Source organism: Sporomusa acidovorans, from assembly GCF_900101845.1.
Classification (GTDB): Bacteria; Bacillota; Negativicutes; order Sporomusales; family Sporomusaceae; genus Sporomusa; species Sporomusa acidovorans.
The window spans coordinates 1-17,621 of the sequence record NZ_FNAM01000040.1 but is presented as its reverse complement, the minus strand read 5'-3'; the positions used below and the strand labels follow the sequence as shown (position 1 = coordinate 17,621).

At 43.5% G+C, this 17,621-nt stretch carries 13 protein-coding genes, 5 tRNA genes, 1 rRNA gene and 1 pseudogene; 16 read left to right on the top strand and 4 right to left on the bottom strand.

Features of this window, described 5'->3' with window-relative positions; translation table 11 throughout:
* Nucleotides 1-321 precede the first annotated feature (321 nt).
* Both BLR65_RS21650 and BLR65_RS21645 read left to right on the top strand, forming a co-directional pair.
* Nucleotides 322-1,041: a flavodoxin family protein gene (locus BLR65_RS21650; protein ID WP_093796262.1), complete on the top strand. Its 720-nt coding sequence runs from the start codon at nucleotides 322-324 to the stop codon at nucleotides 1,039-1,041.
* Nucleotides 1,042-1,193: 152 nt separating this feature from the next.
* Complete coding sequence (locus BLR65_RS21645; protein ID WP_093796261.1) at nucleotides 1,194-1,775, top strand: DJ-1/PfpI family protein; 582 nt, start codon at nucleotides 1,194-1,196, stop codon at nucleotides 1,773-1,775.
* A gap of 127 nt (nucleotides 1,776-1,902) precedes the next feature.
* On the opposite strand, the gene BLR65_RS21640 is transcribed toward BLR65_RS21645, so the two are convergent.
* Both BLR65_RS21640 and BLR65_RS21635 read right to left on the bottom strand, forming a co-directional pair.
* The gene (locus BLR65_RS21640; protein ID WP_093796260.1) at nucleotides 1,903-5,064 is read right to left on the bottom strand and encodes an efflux RND transporter permease subunit; all 3,162 of its coding nucleotides are present in this window, start codon (nucleotides 5,062-5,064) and stop codon (nucleotides 1,903-1,905) included.
* A gap of 11 nt (nucleotides 5,065-5,075) precedes the next feature.
* Nucleotides 5,076-6,230, bottom strand: a complete 1,155-nt coding sequence (locus BLR65_RS21635; RefSeq protein WP_245692972.1) for an efflux RND transporter periplasmic adaptor subunit — start codon at nucleotides 6,228-6,230, stop codon at nucleotides 5,076-5,078.
* A 638-nt stretch (nucleotides 6,231-6,868) separates the two neighbouring features.
* Here BLR65_RS21635 and BLR65_RS21625 point away from each other — a divergent pair.
* From BLR65_RS21625 to BLR65_RS21605, 5 genes are all read left to right on the top strand, one after another.
* Complete coding sequence (locus BLR65_RS21625) at nucleotides 6,869-7,189, top strand: hypothetical protein (protein WP_093796257.1); 321 nt, start codon at nucleotides 6,869-6,871, stop codon at nucleotides 7,187-7,189.
* Between the two features lie 202 nt (nucleotides 7,190-7,391).
* A complete protein-coding gene (locus tag BLR65_RS21620) occupies nucleotides 7,392-7,994 on the top strand; it encodes a nitroreductase family protein (protein ID WP_211285172.1) in 603 nt (200 codons plus the stop codon).
* Nucleotides 7,995-8,340: 346 nt separating this feature from the next.
* The gene (locus BLR65_RS21615; protein WP_093796256.1) at nucleotides 8,341-8,889 is read left to right on the top strand and encodes a LytTR family DNA-binding domain-containing protein; all 549 of its coding nucleotides are present in this window, start codon (nucleotides 8,341-8,343) and stop codon (nucleotides 8,887-8,889) included.
* A gap of 19 nt (nucleotides 8,890-8,908) precedes the next feature.
* The gene (locus BLR65_RS21610) at nucleotides 8,909-9,328 is read left to right on the top strand and encodes a hypothetical protein (RefSeq protein WP_093796255.1); all 420 of its coding nucleotides are present in this window, start codon (nucleotides 8,909-8,911) and stop codon (nucleotides 9,326-9,328) included.
* Between the two features lie 118 nt (nucleotides 9,329-9,446).
* Nucleotides 9,447-10,277: a helix-turn-helix domain-containing protein gene (locus BLR65_RS21605; RefSeq protein ID WP_093796254.1), complete on the top strand. Its 831-nt coding sequence runs from the start codon at nucleotides 9,447-9,449 to the stop codon at nucleotides 10,275-10,277.
* 69 nt (nucleotides 10,278-10,346) lie between these two features.
* On the opposite strand, the pseudogene BLR65_RS21600 reads toward BLR65_RS21605, so the two are convergent.
* Nucleotides 10,347-12,913 (bottom strand): annotated as a pseudogene (locus tag BLR65_RS21600) (efflux RND transporter permease subunit); the annotation flags it as partial.
* A complete protein-coding gene (locus tag BLR65_RS21595; protein WP_093796253.1) occupies nucleotides 12,894-13,178 on the bottom strand; it encodes a hypothetical protein in 285 nt (94 codons plus the stop codon). The pseudogene BLR65_RS21600 and the gene BLR65_RS21595, both read right to left, overlap by 20 nt.
* A 206-nt stretch (nucleotides 13,179-13,384) precedes the next feature.
* Between BLR65_RS21595 and BLR65_RS21590 the strand changes: the two genes are divergently transcribed.
* The 9 genes from BLR65_RS21590 to BLR65_RS21550 form a co-directional block, all read left to right on the top strand.
* Nucleotides 13,385-14,035: a TetR/AcrR family transcriptional regulator gene (locus BLR65_RS21590; protein ID WP_093796252.1), complete on the top strand. Its 651-nt coding sequence runs from the start codon at nucleotides 13,385-13,387 to the stop codon at nucleotides 14,033-14,035.
* Nucleotides 14,036-14,211: 176 nt separating this feature from the next.
* The gene (fabF, locus tag BLR65_RS21585) at nucleotides 14,212-15,444 is read left to right on the top strand and encodes a beta-ketoacyl-ACP synthase II (protein WP_093796251.1); all 1,233 of its coding nucleotides are present in this window, start codon (nucleotides 14,212-14,214) and stop codon (nucleotides 15,442-15,444) included.
* 77 nt (nucleotides 15,445-15,521) lie between these two features.
* Nucleotides 15,522-16,403 (top strand): AraC family transcriptional regulator, encoded by an 882-nt coding sequence (locus BLR65_RS21580; RefSeq protein ID WP_093796250.1) that lies wholly within the window; start codon nucleotides 15,522-15,524, stop codon nucleotides 16,401-16,403.
* Between the two features lie 189 nt (nucleotides 16,404-16,592).
* A tRNA-Thr gene (locus BLR65_RS21575) sits at nucleotides 16,593-16,668 on the top strand.
* 111 nt (nucleotides 16,669-16,779) lie between these two features.
* Nucleotides 16,780-16,864 (top strand) — tRNA-Tyr (locus tag BLR65_RS21570).
* A 5-nt stretch (nucleotides 16,865-16,869) separates the two neighbouring features.
* A tRNA-Ile gene (locus tag BLR65_RS21565) sits at nucleotides 16,870-16,946 on the top strand.
* 7 nt (nucleotides 16,947-16,953) lie between these two features.
* Nucleotides 16,954-17,039, top strand: a tRNA-Leu gene (locus tag BLR65_RS21560).
* Between the two features lie 118 nt (nucleotides 17,040-17,157).
* Nucleotides 17,158-17,243, top strand: a tRNA-Leu gene (locus BLR65_RS21555).
* A gap of 309 nt (nucleotides 17,244-17,552) precedes the next feature.
* Nucleotides 17,553-17,621, top strand: a 16S ribosomal RNA gene (locus BLR65_RS21550); the annotation flags it as partial.

Sequence of the window (17,621 nt, the reverse complement as noted above, 5' to 3'; positions counted from 1 at the left end):
CTGAGACCTTATAAAACAAAGGGTGCGGGTACAAGGCCCGGCGCAGGCGGCGGTCATACAACGCTCCGCCGCTGGCGCTTAACCTCCGCTTATGCATAACGGCCGCCTGCGTCTCAGTACCGTTTACGGTTGTAAGGACCGCGCTAGCGGTTTTTCTTATAAAATTAAGTTTTTCTTAAAGCCGTTAAAGCATAAAAGTAACTTAAAAAGTCATTATTTTCTATGAATATTATACCATAATATGGATTTAATTTTAAGACTGCAATTTACTGGATTTTGCAGGTATAATGGCTAATAGATTAGAGGAAAGAAGTGAGGTCAATGAAAATTGCCGTAATTAATGGCAGTCACCGGGGCAAGAAGGGGAATACCAATATTATGGTTACCGCTTTCTTAAAAGGTGCTGCGGAGGCCGGGGCGGAAGTCGTAACTATTTTTTTGTCGGAAAAAAAGATCGATTATTGCAAGGCCTGTAAAGCCTGCTGGTTCCAAAACCCGGGAAAGTGCGTAATAGAAGATGATATGGCTGACATCGTAGATTTGATAAAAGACGCAGATATCCGGGTTTTTGCTACGCCGCTTTATTTTGACAACATTTCCAGTCTGCTCAAAGTCTTTATGGACCGGATGATGGTCACAGTCAGTCCGTACTGGGGCAAGGATAGTGAGGAAGAATGCCGCCATTTGACAACGGGAATATCGCCTCAATTGGTGATGATAGCTAATTGCGGCTATCCTGAACGGTCGCATTTTCAGGTAATCTCTCACTGGATTAAACGGCATGCGCGCAATCTTAATACGGAGGTAATTGCCGAAATATACGCGTCACAAGGCGCTCTCCTGGGCATAAAAGAAAGTGAGGTGGGAACAATTGTATCTCAGTATCTAAAAGCATTGGAAACGGCGGGCAGGGAAATTGCCACTAATAAAAAATTAACAGCAGAAACGATGACGCGATTAGAACAAAAGTTTATTCCTGACGAAATATACATCCAGGAAGTCAAAAAGTATGTTGATGGTATGCTGGGAGCCGCAAGATAATATCTTATCTAACAGGTTTACAACGATAAAGGAAATCGAATTTAAAAATGAAGCAAAAATTAAGCACGAAGGCGGTATTTACTTGATGGCTCGCGATATTTGAAAATACAATTGATTGATAGGAACAACGATAACCATAGGATGGTGATAGCATGAAAAAAATTTTGTTATTGCTGGCAAACGGTTTTGAGACCTATGAAGCCAGTGTTTTTACCGATGTACTTGATTGGAATATGGTTGAAGGTGACGGCTCAACTAAATTAATATCTTGTGGCAAACGTAAAAAACTGGTTTGTACCGGACATTTAACCGTTATTCCCGAATTATTGACTTCAGAGGTTAATGTTGCAGAATTTGATGCTTTGGCAATTCCGGGAGGGTATGAATCATACGGCTTTTATGAAGATGCCTATAGCGATGAATTTTCTTCCGTGATTCGAAATTTTGACCAGGCGGGAAAAATTATCGCTGCGATTTGCGTTGGCGCCTTATCTTTGGGAAAAAGCGGCGTCTTATGCGGGCGACAAGGGACGACATATCATTTGGGCAATGGTTGCCGGTTGCAACAACTAGCCGCTTTTGGAGTTAATGTTGTTAACCAGCCGCTCGTAATTGACGGCAACATTATTACTTCCTCGTCGCCGGCAACAGCCTTGGAGGTAGCTTTTACATTATTAGCGATGCTGACATCAGCAGAAAATTGCCAGCATATCAAGCAGTTAATGGGGTTCTAGTAAGAATACATATAGTAAGGTTATTTGAAGAAAGATAAGGGGCTGCCGCACTAAGAATTTAGTGTGGTGCCCCTGTTTTGCTTCGTTGTCTTATTTCTGCCGCCCTTGCTAAAGGTAAGAATTTGTTTTATTTACGAATGCCTCCTTTAAGGCATGGGCGTAGCTTTCCTAGCCAGTTGCGGATCATAACTTTTCCGGATACTTTTTCAATAACAACAAAGAGCACCGGGATTAAAAATATTCCGAGGACTGTACCTACGAGCATACCGCCAACAACGGCTGTTCCCATGGCTTTCCTTGCACCGGCACCGGCTCCGGTCGCAAGGGCCAAAGGAATACACCCGATGATAAAAGCCAGTGAAGTCATTAGAATGGGACGCAAACGAATGGTAGCCGCTTCAATAGCAGCCTGTACCGGCTCCATGCCGCTATCGACTCTGACTTTGGCGAATTCCACAATCAGTATGGCATTTTTAGCCATCAGCCCGATCAACATGACGAGTCCAATTTGCATATAAATGTTATTGTCCAAATGAGTTACATACTGAAATAAGAAGGCACCAAAAACACCTGTAGGTATGCAAAGGATAATCGCTAACGGAATACTCCAGCTTTCGTACAGTGCTGCCAAACAGAGAAACATAAAAAGCAATGCCAAACAAAACACGATAGGGGCACGGCCGCCGGATATTTTTTCCTCCCGGCTTTGATCCGACCATTCGTAACTAAACGTTTTCGGCAGTGTTTGCGTGGCCACTTCTTCCAAAGCGGTTAATGCCTGTCCTGAGCTATAACCTGAGGCTGGGGTACCACCGATTTTAATAGCCCGGTAACTATTGAACCGTTGAATTAAGGATGGCCCGGTAACAGGTTCCGGTTTTATCAGCGTATTTAACGGCACCATTTTTCCGGAGGCAGAACGTACAAAAAAGAATCGGCTGGCGTCTACGTCGCTTCGAAACTGGGTTTCAGCCTGGATTACCACTTTGTAGGTGCGGTCAAAAATATTAAAATCATTGACCTCCAGACCACCCAGGAATACTTGCAAAGCATTAAATACGTCATCAACCGGGATACCTAGTGATTTTACTTTATCCCGGTCTACTTCAAAACGGTAGCCAGGGGTATCTACCCGGAAGTTTGAATAGACTGTGCCAATTTCCGGGCGCTTACGGGCAGCCGCGAGAAACTCTTTGGAAATCCGGTCCATTTCCTCATCGGAAGTACCACCCCGGCTTTCGAGCATTAAAGTAAAGCCGCCCATCGAACCAACCCCGGGTAAGGAAGCTGCATTGAAAGAAAGAACAGACGCTTCGGGCAATGACCGTGTGCGTGACAGAGTCTGGCGAATTTCCTGATCAACCTGTAATTCCGGTGTTGTCCGTTCATCCCAGTGTTTAAGCCCGACAAACATATTAGCTGTATTTGGCTTAGTCGCTCTCGTCAACAGATCGAGGCCGCTAACAATGGCAATGTCTTCTACGCCGGGTTGCGAGCTGAGTAACTCGCAGACTTTTTTGCCTGTTTCCTGTGTGCGGTCAAGACTGGCGGCTTCCGGCAAATTGATGGAATTGAGATAATATCCCTGGTCTTCAGGCGGTACAAAGGAAGTCGGAACCATCCGGAATAATCCGGCACTTGCCGCCATTAAGACTATGAGGAGTGAAACAGAGATAGCTGAACGGTGAATGACTTCAGCGACTCCCTGACCATAGCGATTTACCATTTTTTCAAAGCAGCTGTTGAATTTTCCGAAAAACCTGGCGATCAAGCCACTGTGTGCCTCAGCCTGGTAGGGCTTAAGCAATAGCGTGCAAAGCGCCGGCGTCAGCGACAAAGCTACAATGGCGGATAACCCCATAGAAATGGCAATTGTTAAGGCAAACTGTTTGTATAATATGCCTACCATGCCGCCGATAAAGGCTACCGGAATAAAAATTGACGCCAGCACAAAGGCAATAGCGATAACCGGTCCGGAAACTTCATTCATGGCCCGCACAGTGGCATCATACGGACTAAGTCCGTTATAACGCATGTGATGTTCCACCGCTTCAATGACAACGATGGCGTCATCAACCACCAGACCGATAGTTAACACCATGGCAAACATAGTGAGGGTATTGATAGAAAATCCCAGCGCCAGAAAAGCGCCAAAGGTACCGATAAGCGATACAGGGATGGCCAGCATGGGAATTAAGGTGGCCCGGACGCTTTGTAAAAACAGGAATACTACCAGTAGTACAAGTAATAATGCCAGGACAAAAGCTTTTATCACTTCTTTCAGTGATTCCCGTACAAATTTAGCCGTATCAATAACCATCTTGTAACTTAGATCAGGAGGAAAACGTTTGGCAGCATCTTCAATGACCTTTTGACAAGTACTGACAGTTTCTAAAAGGTTAGCATCAGTGGTCGGCTGAATCATAAAGAAAATAGCTGGGTGACCATTAAGGTCACAAGCAAAACTATAGTTTTTACCGCCAATTTCAACTTTAGCTACATCGCCAAGACGGATGAAGGAACCGTCCGGTCTTGAGCGGACAACGATTTTGGCGAATTCCTCCGGTTTAGTGAGCCGGCCTTGCACAGTTGCGGTGTATTGGAATTCCTGTTTAAGTGAAGGCCTCTGTCCAATTGTTCCGGCCGGTGCCTGGACATTTTGTTCGTTGATAGCCTTGGCAATATCACTTGTGGTAACACCTAATTTTGCCATTTTATCAGGCTGCAGCCAGATTCTCATGCTAAAATCGGCGCCGTATTCGCTGATATTGCCGACACCTTTGACGCGCTTAAGGTCTTCAATAATATTTATATCACCATAGTTTTTCATAAAGGTACTGTCATAAGTTCCGTTTGGTGACCATAAGGCAAAGACGAGGGCAAAATCGGATGATACCTTTTTGGCGGTAACACCGGCTTGCGATACGGATTGGGGAAGAGAAGAATTGGCTTGTGCCACCCGGTTTTGTGTTTGCACAACCGCCGTATCCGGGTCTTTTTCTAACTCAAACTGAATATCCAACTGATAAGAACCGGAATCAGCGCTGGTCGATAACATCGACACCATATTTTCTATACCATTGATTTGCTGTTCGAGTACCTGGGCAACCGTTTTTTCGACAACCTGGGAGTTAGCCCCGCGATAGTTTGCTTCGACGCTAACATGTGGCGGCGTAATCCGGGGGTAACGGTCAATCGGCACGTTAAAAGCGGAAATCAGACCAACAAGTGTAATAATTATTGATAATACAATGGCAAAAACCGGATGTGCGATAAAAAATTTTGCCATAATTTCACCCTCTAATTCTTCATGATATTCTGCAATTCGTCTGAGTTCATCATTTCTACTTCAAGTGCGGTGCCGGGCGGAGCTTTGCCGAATCCTTCAACTACTACAGAATCTGTTACTAATAAGCCTTCTTCTACAACCCACATGTTGCCAACACGAGGCCCAAGTTTTACCGGTCGCACCTCCGCTTTATTATCTTCTCCGACAATCGTAACCATGGTTTTGCCCAGCAATTGCTGTACAGCCCGCTGGGGGATCAGCAAAGCTCCTTGCCGGATTTCGCCTTGTGCTACGACTCTGGCGAACATGCCTGGCATAAGCAGAGCATCCGGATTGGCAAAAACCGATTTCAAGGTAAGTGTTGCCGTATCCTGGGCCAAGCCCCTGTCAACCTGTTCGATGTGACCGGTAAGTGGATATCGTGTACCGTCACTTAAAATCAGCTGCAAGTTGTTTCCCCATGCTGTCGGCGAAGTTCCTAGACCAAGATGAGTAAAACGCAAATATTCATTTTCACTCATACTAAACTGGATAAAAATCGGATCTACCGCTGACAATGTAGCAATGATTGTCTGACCAGCCTGGACAAAACTGCCAGTACTTAGGTCATTTGTATCAATGCGACCGCTGAAAGACGCAATAATTAACGTATCTTGCAAATCCGCTTCGGCCCGCTGTACGCGTGCGCGGTTGACATTGACCAGAGCGGTATTTTGCCTTTCTGTTGATAATGCGGTGTCCAGAACCTGATTAGCAATTGCCTGTTGGTCAGCAAGTTTCTGGTACCTTACCGTATCCAGATGGGAGTTGTTCAGCGCGGCTTCTGATTGGGCCAATTGTCCCTGCGATTCAAGCAGTGCCGCTTCGTATTGGCGACGGTCTAGCAGAAATAACGGCTGTCCTTGCGTAACCGTATCGCCGCCATTAACCATTTTCTCCACAATATTACCGGATATTTTGGCACGAATTTGTACTTCTTTTTTAGCGATTACCTGCCCGACGTATTCGTAGGTTACCGGCGTATCCTGCTGGATGACCTGCAGCGCTTTTACTGTAACAGGTGGTGGTTGCGCTGCCTGACGGTTATTACAGCCGGTCATCGCTAGCATTGCGATTATGGCACTAAGACTAAAAAGAAACTTACGATTTTGATATGTAAAAATCAATAGGGATTCCTCCTTCGACATTTTTTTTGAATAATTTCGCTTTTATTATAGCAATCAAATTTTGATATTCATAATATATAAATAATCTCATTTTCATATGAAATAAGTATGTGACGAGAAATACAACCATTTTTTTACAAAATAAAATGAGCCATCTGCACTACATAAGTGTAGATGGCTCGTTTTATTTATGCCTTACCTAATAAATAAGTAAGGTATATTAAAATTCATACGTTTTCTATATAAAGTAGAGATTTTTTTGGTATTATACATATCTAAACCATCCTGCTATAGTATAGATAAAATCTCAAGTTAGCAATACACGTGGTAAAGCGGTAAAAAGGTATGACTTGCCACCTTGCACACGTGTGTTGTTCGCAAAGATTGAGAGGACGGGAAGGTGGGATATTTTATGGTAAGCAGCCAAAGAATGCGAAGCATGGATGGTGCAAATACGCTAGAAGAGAACAATGCAGATTTTTGGGATATGAAAGCGTTGCTTTATCTGATTGCTGCAAAGCAGGCTAATTGGTTTAGGTGCATAAGCGACATCAGGTGTAGAACCCAACAAGCACGGTTGCCTCCAGGCTTGTTGATAGTTAATGCGTAATAAAAAAGTGTAAGGGGAGTTGAATTTAGTGAAAAAGAGCCTATTAGTAATTCTTATGATTACGGTTATGGTATGTGTAATTTCCGGCAGTTGCTTTGCTAAAGAGGGTGACGGTGCTAAGGCATACGCTGAAGAGCAAGCATGTGATGCCGAGATGAATAAACCTGTTATCTGTGATAAGGATTATCCTGAATGGGGATTTCGGGCCCATTCATGGATCACTGGTACTGGCAGTAACACGATTGCCCATACTCAATTAATTGATAGGGTCAATGGTATGGTGATCAAAGAAATAAACACGCGCTGTAATTATGTAGATCCTATTTTTGATTGCAGCGGGAATAATTAAATCCTTAGATTTCTAAAAAATGAATAAATGCTGAAACAAGCCCGCCGAAAACAGGCGGGCTTGTTCTTCCTAATTTTTAGTTACTGTAACATATAAGTTGCTAAAAGCAACTTATTAGCAGTTTTTAGCAACTTATCATGTAATTGTTGGCGTAAAGAGGAATTTCTTCTATTATAAAAGTGATAGAATAATCATGTGCATATTGAAGGAAATAGCCGAATTTAAAAGTGAAGGGAAGAGGATAAGAATGAATGAGGTATTACAAATAATTAAAAGCCGGAGAAGCATAAGAAACTTTACGGAACAGCAAATCAAGGAGGAAGATTTACGAGCTATACTTGAAGCCGGGCAATATGCACCCAGCGGAATTGGCAACCAGCCCTGGCATTTTATTGTTGTCCAAAACCAAGAACTGCTTGGAGCACTAAGTGATGCCTCCAAGCAAGTCGCTAAGAATCACAAAATAGAATTTTTCAGAAAGCTAGCCGATAATAAAGAGTTTCACGCATTTCATAAAGCACCGACCGTAGTGATTATTGCAGGCGATGAACAAACGCCGTGTTCGCCAGCGGATTGCGCGGCCGCAACTCAAAATATATTGCTGGCAGCAGAGGCTCTTGGATTAGGTGCCTGCTGGATTAATTATGGCCTTTTCGTGTTTGATGGCGAGGAAAGCGTACATTATAAAAAGCTTCTGAACATTCCAGCGGGATTCAGACCTTTCTATTCGGTGGCGCTGGGTTATAGAAAAGGTGAGGTACCCAAGGCTGCACCAAGAAAAGAGAATGTTATAAATTTTATATAAAACAAAGGGTGGTGGGTACAAGGACAACGCTCCGACGCTGGCGCTTAACCTCCGTTTATGCATAACGGCTGCCCGCACTTCAGTAATGTTGACGATTGTAAGTAAGGACCGCGATAGCGGTTTTTCTTTTTTGGGGGGGAATTTGCCGATATCCAGCAACCAAATTTAGTAACTTACGCATTACCAATCGTTACTTACTGGTGTTTTTTGTCACTTGTCAAGTAATGATTGTTGGCGTTGGAGAATTTTATTACTATATATAATATAAAGACAATAATTGAAGAAAAGTTGGAGATGAATTTGCATATAACCGACGAAAAAAGGTTAGGAGAGTGAAGGGGATTTTATGAATATTCGACTGTTGTGTTCGCGCGCTCTTCATTCACTATTGGCAGAGCATCTGGATGCCAGGGGATGGGAGGTTGGTGAAGAAGGTGATGTGACGTTGGTAGAACGAGGCCAGGAGGCGCCGGATCAAGGGGTGATTATTAGGTTTTCACCAGAGGATTTGGAAACTTTAACAGGTTTGTTTGATACACGGTCTGGACGAAGAGAAGGTATACGTCAGGTAATTGGCGGCTGGCATGAAAGTAAAGAAACTTTTGAACTTATTCCGCATGACCGGATATTGTACATTGAAGCCATGGGAAATTCAGTGTATCTTGTAACTCCAGAGCAATCCTTAAGTGTTAAATCTAAACTTTATGAATTGGAACATGCCCTGCGGGCTAAAGGTTTTATTCGCATTAGCAAATCGTTAATTGTGAATATTGTCAATGTCCGAGAAATTGTACCCTGGTTTGGGGGCAGGTATGTTCTGCGGTTAACAAACAATAAGGAAGTTGAAGTATCACGAACCTATATGAAAGACTTCCGCGCATTTTTGGAAATATAGTTTATGGAGGAGTACTTTTATGGATAGAAAAGATAATCTTAAAGCCTACGTTTGGACAGCCATCGCTTCGGGATTTGTTGGGTTGCTGGTAGGAATAACGGCAATAGTAATACAATTTTATGAGCCGGTCATGCTGCGCATCTTACTTTCATCGATATTGGCTGGTGCCCTCATCGGTACTTTTAGCCGCGGTATTTGTCTATGGCTGGTCGGTCAGAAGCAGCGTCAATTGACATTTCTCTGGATTTTGGTTCCTGTGATCATTGGCATAGGGACAGCGCTTGCTACCTGGTGCATTGGCAAACTGCCCTGGGGAAAAGTCGTTATTTTGGTAGCCGTGGCCGAAATACTGGGGATGGCGATTGCTTACGCTAATTACCGGCAATTTATCTATGTAAATGAAAAGTTACAGCAAAAACGGGAACAATTTCGTACTTAACTCAACCAGCGGTTGTATGTCTTGCAGCGGGTTACAACTACGACTTGGTGGACTTTGGAATCTTCCCAAGATACAATGGTATTGTCAGTACTGATAATCTTGAAAAGGAAGATTACCTATGCATATAAATCATGAAATTGGACTGCGTATCGCTGCCCTGAGAAAGGAACTAGGATATACGCAGGAACAAATTAGCGTTATTTTAAATGTTACCCCGCAAGCTGTATCCAAATGGGAAAAAGGCAATGCTTTGCCTGATATTGCATTATTGCCGCAGCTAGCAAAAACGTTGGCAGTATCAATTGACCGCCTACTAACTGGCGGATGCTTTACGGAAAAAACAGGTCCATATGATGGAGAATACAAGAAAGAGGAATATTACTGGGGGACGCAGCATTCTTTGCTTGCCGAACAAGTTGTAGACATTCTGCAGGCTAAAATGGATAAGCGTTTATTAGATATTGGCAGCGGAGAAGGACGGGATGCAGTCTATTTCTCACAATCCGGCTTTCTGGTAGATGCGTTGGAGATCTCAACACCGGGTGTAGAAAAAATCAGGCAGTATAGTCAAATGTCAGGCCATGAGGTCAATATTCTTCACGCCGATATGATCGGCTACGAACTTAGAAATGTATATGATGTAATTTATTCTCACGGTTCATTGCAATTTTTGCCGGTGGCCGAACGGCAAAATCATTTTGACAGGTATAAACGTCATACGAGCGCTGGCGGACTTAACGCCCACTTGATTTTTGTTGAAAAGCCATTTATCAAGATGGCGCCTGACTGGGAAAAGAATGAGTATTTTTATCTGTCTGGTGATTTGGCTAGGTATTATCATGACTGGGAGATACTTCACTGTGAGGAGCAAATTATAGAATGCAATTCAGCCGGTATACCTCATCGGCATGCTGTAAGCAGTATAATTGCCAGAAAGACAGAAGTTTAAGCATACAGGATTTATAAACGGACAACCGCACCAGTGAACGGGTGCGGTTGTTTCTTATCTAGTTTGAGTTTAATTATTTCCTGGCATTGCAGGACTTTTGTTATTTTGTTGACTATCTTTTTGCTCTAATTGCGAATTAGGTTTTATCTTAAACCAGGCTGCATACATAGTGGGCAAAACCAAGAGCGTTAATACGGTGGCGACCAGCAAACCGCCGGCAATGGCAACGGCCATGGGACCCCAGAAAACGCTTTGCATCAAAGGTAGCATGCCCAAGATAGCGGCGGCGGCTGTCAGCATTATGGGGCGAAAGCGCAGGATGGCAGAGTCAATAATGGCATCCCAGGGAGTTTCTCCGTCGTTGATATGCTGTTCAATCTGATCGATTAGGATGACTGAGTTCCGGATGATCATGCCGCTAAGTGCCAGTATGCCCAGTTCAGCCACAAAACCCAGCGGACGTTGCGTCAGCAGTAAGGAAACGCTAACCCCAATGACTCCCAGCGGCGCGGTTAATACCGTTAAAATCATATGAGAAATTTTTTGCAACTGAAACATCAGGAATGTAAGAATGATAATCACCATGGCAGGCACCGGTTGAAGCAAAAAGTCCATGGAAGTTTTGCTCCGTTCGAGCGAACCGCCGACATCAATGCTATAGCCCAGCGGCAAGTTTTCACGTAACTCCTTAAGTTGTTCATAAACTAGTTTTGTCATGTCATTGCCGGTGACGCCAGCGGTGACATCTGCCTGTACAGTAATGGTAGGCTTCAGATCACGTCGCCAGATTAGGCCGTCTTCGGCCTCAAAACTGATTTTGGCAATTTGCTCCAAGGGGACAAACTGGCCATTGCCGATATGAACATTGAGGTCTTTCACATGGGATAAATCTTTCCGGCTTTCCCGGTTGACACGATATACGATATCCACGGTTTTATCTTTTTCCCTAAACTCAGATATGGCGGTGCCGGATATCTGTGTTTGCAAATTCGTGGCCAAAGTCTGGCTGTCAATTCCCAGCATTCTGGCTTTGTCTTGGTCAATCGTTACGTGCATGACCTTGCTTTTTTCGTTCCAGTCCCAGTTAATATGGGTAATTTGAGCGTTGGCGGCCATGACATTACTTACTTGTTGGGCAATGTTACGGACTTTTTCATGTTCATAGCCTGTTACCCTGAGTATAACGGGATAAGGTGAGGGCGGGCCGGTCAGGATGACTTTGGTATGACCGCGCACGTTAGCGAAGTCTTCCGTAAATAATTTGCTTATTTTTTTATTTAATTCGTTACGCGCATCCAGATTCTTGGCTACAATGACAAACTGGGCATAATTATTGGCCGGGAGGGTGGGATCGGCGGTTAACACAAAACGGGGAGCCCCTTCACCAACATAATAGCTGAAGTTGTCAATGTCGGGGTCGTTAGTAAGGCTTTGGGCAAAGTGGTTTGCCTCTTGCTCGGTAGCTTTAAGCGACGCGCCTTCCGGCAACGTCATTTCCACAATCAACTCAGGACGGATGGATGGCGGAAAAAATTCCTGTTTTACAAATTTGAAGAGAAAAATTGAACCGATAAAACTGGCCAGTGTGATGCCTAGTACCAGTTTTCTGTGACACAGACACCAAATGAGTGTTTTTCGGAAAAATTGGTAAAACTTTGTATCATAGATGTCCGAGTGATTTGTTGCCGGTTTAGGTTTGATTATCTTATAGCCCAATAAAGGTGTCACCAAAACGGATACCAGCCAGGATATCACCAGAGCGATAGTGACCACGGTAAAGATGCTTTTAACAAATTCCGCGGCGCTTCCCTGGGAAAAGCCTACGGGGATGAAGCCGGCGCAGGTGATGAGTGTCCCTGTCAGCATGGGAAATGCGGTCGCTGTATAGGCAAAACAAGCAGCCTTAAAACGATCCCAGCCTTGCTCCAGTTTTACGCTCATCATTTCTACAGAAATAATGGCATCATCTACCAGGAGACCTAAGGCGATGATGAGGGCTCCCAGCGAAACTTTATGTAAGTCAATGCCGGTGAGTTTCATGCAGGTAAAGGTGCCGGCCAGAACCAAGGGAATACATAGGGCCACCACCATGCCGGAGCGCATCCCCAGACTTAGAAAGCTGACAAGCAAAACAATGATTACGGCTTCACGTAAGGATTTCACAAATTCATTGATGGACTCTTCAACAGTTTTGGGCTGATTGGAAACCTGACTGAGTTCTAACCCAAGCGGCAAACTCTTTTTGATTTGAGCAACTGTTTTCGTAAGATCAGCGCCCAAGGTAAGGATGTTGCCGCCTTTATCCATAGATATGGCAATGCCGATGGCGGGCTGTCCGTTATAATACATTTTTGGTTCAATCGGATCGGCGTAACTGCGTTCAATCCGGGCAATATCGCCTAAACGGAAAGTGCGGTCATTGGCGCGAATCGGCAGATTGCGAATGCTGTCGATGTTATCGAACATGCCGCTGACCCGTAAATAAACATTATCGGAGGAGGTATCGATCATGCCGGAAGCGGTCATGGCATCCTGCGCTTTAATGGTACTGACAATTAAATTGGGATCAATGCCCAATGGGCTAGTTTACTGCTTTCAATTTCAATAAAAATTTTTTCATCCTGTACGCCAATTAGCATTGACAACACTACCCAAATCAACATGGCGTTTGATAATCTTTCCCCCGACTTGAAAAGCCAGCTGGCTTTCGTACCGGCCCCGTACTTCGCCGGAGTAGCTGGCGCCCTGGCCGGTTTTTTCACTTTTTACCACCAGCGAATTGACTACAGCAACTTCATCTTTTTGTATTTCCGTTTTTGAACAACCTATTAATAGTAATGAAACTGCCACAATAAACCCGGTTGTGCAAAATAGGATGGATTGTTTCTGCCTTTGTCCCATAAAAATACGCTCCCCTTCATCTTCCGCGTTAAACCATACTGAATTCCCTGCATCAAAGGCTAAGCCAAATCATTGACAAAGGTAATTTGTACGGTCTACAATATACGCGTATAGTTACAACAATATACCGATGTTTAATTTAGTATACTAATAGTATAGTAAAACATAAAAATTTGAAAATCAAGAGTAAGGAGTGGAATTTTTTAGTGCAGAAATTATCCAGACGTCAACGGGAAAGGCAAACACGGGAAGCGGAGATTATCATGGCGGCTGAAAAAATTTTTTACCAAAAAGGATATGACGACGCTTCTATGGATGAGATAGCCAAAGAAGCGGAATTTACGAAGAAAACCCTTTATCAATATTTTATCAACAAAGAGGATTTATATTTTGCCGTGGCCTGCAAGGGATATCAAACAGTGTTTGATTATTTACTAGCGGCAGTTCAACAGGAAAACAACGGGTTTGAACAGATACGCCGGTTTATTTTTGCCTATTATCAGTTTTACATGGATTTCCCCCACACATTCCGGTTGTTAAAATTTTGTCCGTTTATCAAAAAAGATGGTGAGGAAAATGCTCATTGCCGGAAAGCAGAAGAGATAAAAGCATCAATGGTACAGTTTTTAGTGGAAACGATCGAAAAGGGGAAAAAAGACGGAAGCATTCGCAAGGATTTGGGCTCAAAGCTAAGTGCCTATTCAATGATATATTTTACAATAGGATTTTTTTATCGATTGTCGGAATTTGGGCCATCTTTTCATAACGATCCGGTACTCATTCAGGAAGAATTTATTCGTTTTGCCTTGGAACTGCTTAGTAATACACTGGCTCCAGTTAAAGCAGGGACAGGATAACAAAAGCCATTAATAATACACCACTATTTTTTTCGCGGAATAGTTGAAAAAGCAATAACGGTTCATTTCTGAAAGACTGTTTGTGCTAAAGTGTTCATGACGATTAAATTAACGGTTTGTGGGCACAGGTGATCATCTGTACCGAAATCAAACTGATTGAATTTGGAGGAATTGTCGTGAAAAAACGTGTAGTGATCACAGGGATGGGTGCGGTCACTTCTCTGGGGATAGGTGCGGACCCTTTATGGGAATCTGTAAGAGCCGGAAAATCCGGTATCAGCAAAATCGAACGTATTGATGTTAGTGATATGTCTACGCAAGTAGCCGCGGAAATCAAAGATTTTGATGCAAGCCTGTTTGTTGAGAAAAAAGAATTGAAAAGAATGGATAGATTTGCGCAATATGCGTTGGCGGCAACAAAGTTGGCTGTTGACAATGCACAACTGGACCTCGCTACAATCAATCGGGAGAGAGTTGGCGTAATTATCGGTTCCGGCATTGGCGGCATCGAAACTCTGGAGAAACAACAATGTATATTGCAGGAAAAAGGACCGAACCGGGTGAGTCCGTTTTTTGTGCCGATGATGCTGCCTAATATGGCAACCGGGCTTGTTGCTATTCAGTATAAAGTCAGGGGATTCAGTGAATGTCCTGTAACGGCTTGTGCGACATCTACCAATGCAATTGGTGACGCCTATAAAATTATTCAGCGAGATGCTGCTGACCTAATTATTGCCGGTGGGGCGGAAGCGCCGATAACCCGACTGGCACTTGCCGGTTTTTGTGCTATGAAGGCGATGACAACCAATTCAGACATTCATTCAGCCAGCAGGCCGTTTGATTTGAATCGGGACGGGTTTGTAATCGGAGAAGGAGCAGGGGTTTTAATTCTCGAGGAACTGAACCATGCATTACAGCGAGGTGCACAGATAGTCGCTGAAGTGGTAGGTTATGGGTGTACTAATGATGCTTACCATGTTACGGGAATTCCGGAAGGGGCGGAAGGAGCCATTCTTTGTATGCAAACAGCGCTTCAGGATGCGGGAATCAAGCCTTCCGGTATTGGGTATGTGAATGCTCATGGAACATCTACTCCCCTGAATGACAAAAGCGAAACAAAAGCAATTAAAAATGTTTTTGGAAAATATGCCTATCAACTTCCTGTTAGTTCAACAAAATCTATGACAGGCCATTTATTGGGAGCCGCAGGAGCCGTTGAAGCGATTATTACAGCATGTGCCCTTAAGTCGGGGTTTTTACCGCCAACGATAAATTATAATACGGCAGATCCTGAATGCGATTTGGAATATATCCCCAATGAAGGCAGAACGGCGGAAATTTCCTACGCAATGACGAATTCGTTCGGCTTTGGCGGGCAAAATGCCACATTGATTTTAAAGGCATTCTAGCATGTTTTACAAACAGAGATTTATATGGAACGTCAATCGCCCCAAGCGGCTATAACTTTATGAGGTTGAAAAGCATCATGATCGATACTAAAGAGACGATAGTAAAATGCGTGAACTTTATCGAGGCTCATCTTTACGATAAGATTAGCCTCGATGACATTGCGGCACATTGCGAAATTTCCAAGTACCATTTGCATAGGATGTTTAAATCCTTAACAGGGGAGTCTTTAATTGATTATGTCCAGGCCCGCAAGCTTTCGGCAAGTATTAATGATCTAGTTCATTCTGATATGAGGGTTATTGATATTGCTTTTAATTACGGGTTTGAGTATGAGCAGTCGTATATTAGGGCGTTTCGTAAAAAATTTCGGTTCACACCTCAAAAAGTGAGATTTGAACAAATGTCGCTGCGACTTACAGAAAGGTTAAGTATTGATGATATTTATGCTGTTCACAATTCCGCAATATACAAACCCTTTTTTGTTTTTAAACAAAAATTATACTTAATTGGCGTCAAACATAAAATTATGAGTAAATCGGGAGACAAAACAGCAAATTTGTACGGTAGAAATTTCTTTTATCATCAGCGGCAAAGAGTACCGGACCCTGTTGATTCACAAGCATATTATGGTTATACGGAATGGGGAGAACGCAGTAAAGGCTATATTTACTATATGCCATCTGTCCAGGTTCATGATTTGACGAAAATTCCTGAAGGCATGGACGGAGTAGAAATACCTGCCCATAAATATGTCGTATTTCGTTTTGTCGGTTTTTTCCGTCCGGATGAGATTAATGGCAGGCAAATAGGTCGCTTATTAGTCCATATGTATTCAAAATGGATATTAAAATCCGGATTTAAATGTGCGGATACATTTAGATTTGAGTATATCAATTCTTCGCTGACAACAGATAATTATTGCGAACTAGATGTGTATCAGCCTATTGTAGAGGCCTGATATGCTCAAGTAGTTGCCTAGTTAACAGGATTAACGCAAAGAATAGGGTCCTAGTTTTAGTATCTTTTGGCTAATTAGCTGTCGGTGTAAAAAAATATAAGATTCCTATTGCTAAACAAGTTGGTTTTGTGTATACTATCCAAGTGACGTTATTTCAGATTCCAATGAATGTGTTTGTCACTTCTTAATGCTGGCGTAGCTCAATAGGTAGAGCAGCTGACTTGTAATCAGCAGGTTGTGGGTTCAATTCCTATCGCCAGCTCCATAAGCAGCGATAAGCAGCGAACCGTGTTGTCGCGAGCCGAAAGGCGAAGCGAGAATACGAGTGAGTCGCTTAGTTCTGAGCGTTAGCGAAGAACATCCTTCAAATAATCTCGGAGGGATTCCCGAGTGGCTAAAGGGAGCAGACTGTAAATCTGCCGTCTTTGACTTCGGTGGTTCGAATCCACCTCCCTCCACCAATTTTGGATCTATAGCTCAGTTTGGTAGAGCATCCGGCTCATAACCGGCGGGTCCTAGGTTCAAATCCTAGTAGATCCACCAATAGCATGCGGTCGTGGCGGAACGGCAGACGCGCTAGCCTCAGGAGCTAGTGGGGGCAACCTCGTGGTGGTTCAAATCCACTCGACCGCACCATTCTCGATGATTCGATAGGTCGAGGATCGATTAATCGAAAAACAATTTGTTATAAGGAATTTGCAATATCGCAAATTCCATCGAATTTCGAACACACGAATATCGAGTAAACGAATATGCGGTAGTGGCGGAACGGCAGACGCACCAGCTTGAGGGGCTGGCGGGGGCAACCTCGTGATGGTTCAAATCCATTCTACCGCACCATAAGCAGCGAACCATCTTGTTGCAAGCTGGGGCGAAGCAAGAATATGAGTGAGTCGCTTAGTTCCAAGCATTAGCGCGGAACTTCCAATAAAAAACAATATTTTAAGTACATAATAGTGTTGACATAATTAAATGAAGATGCTATTATAATATTCCGCCCTAACAAGCGGACCGTTCCCTGAAAACTGAACAATGTAAGTAATGCATCAAAAAGCCAGATGTGCGGTTATATATCGCTTGCGATATATAAAACCAAAACAATTTCCAAATAGATTGTAAGAGCCAACAAATGGCTTCAATAAATATACTTTATTGGAGAGTTTGATCCTGGCTCAGGACGAACGCTGGCGGCGTGCCTAACACATGCAAGTCGAACGG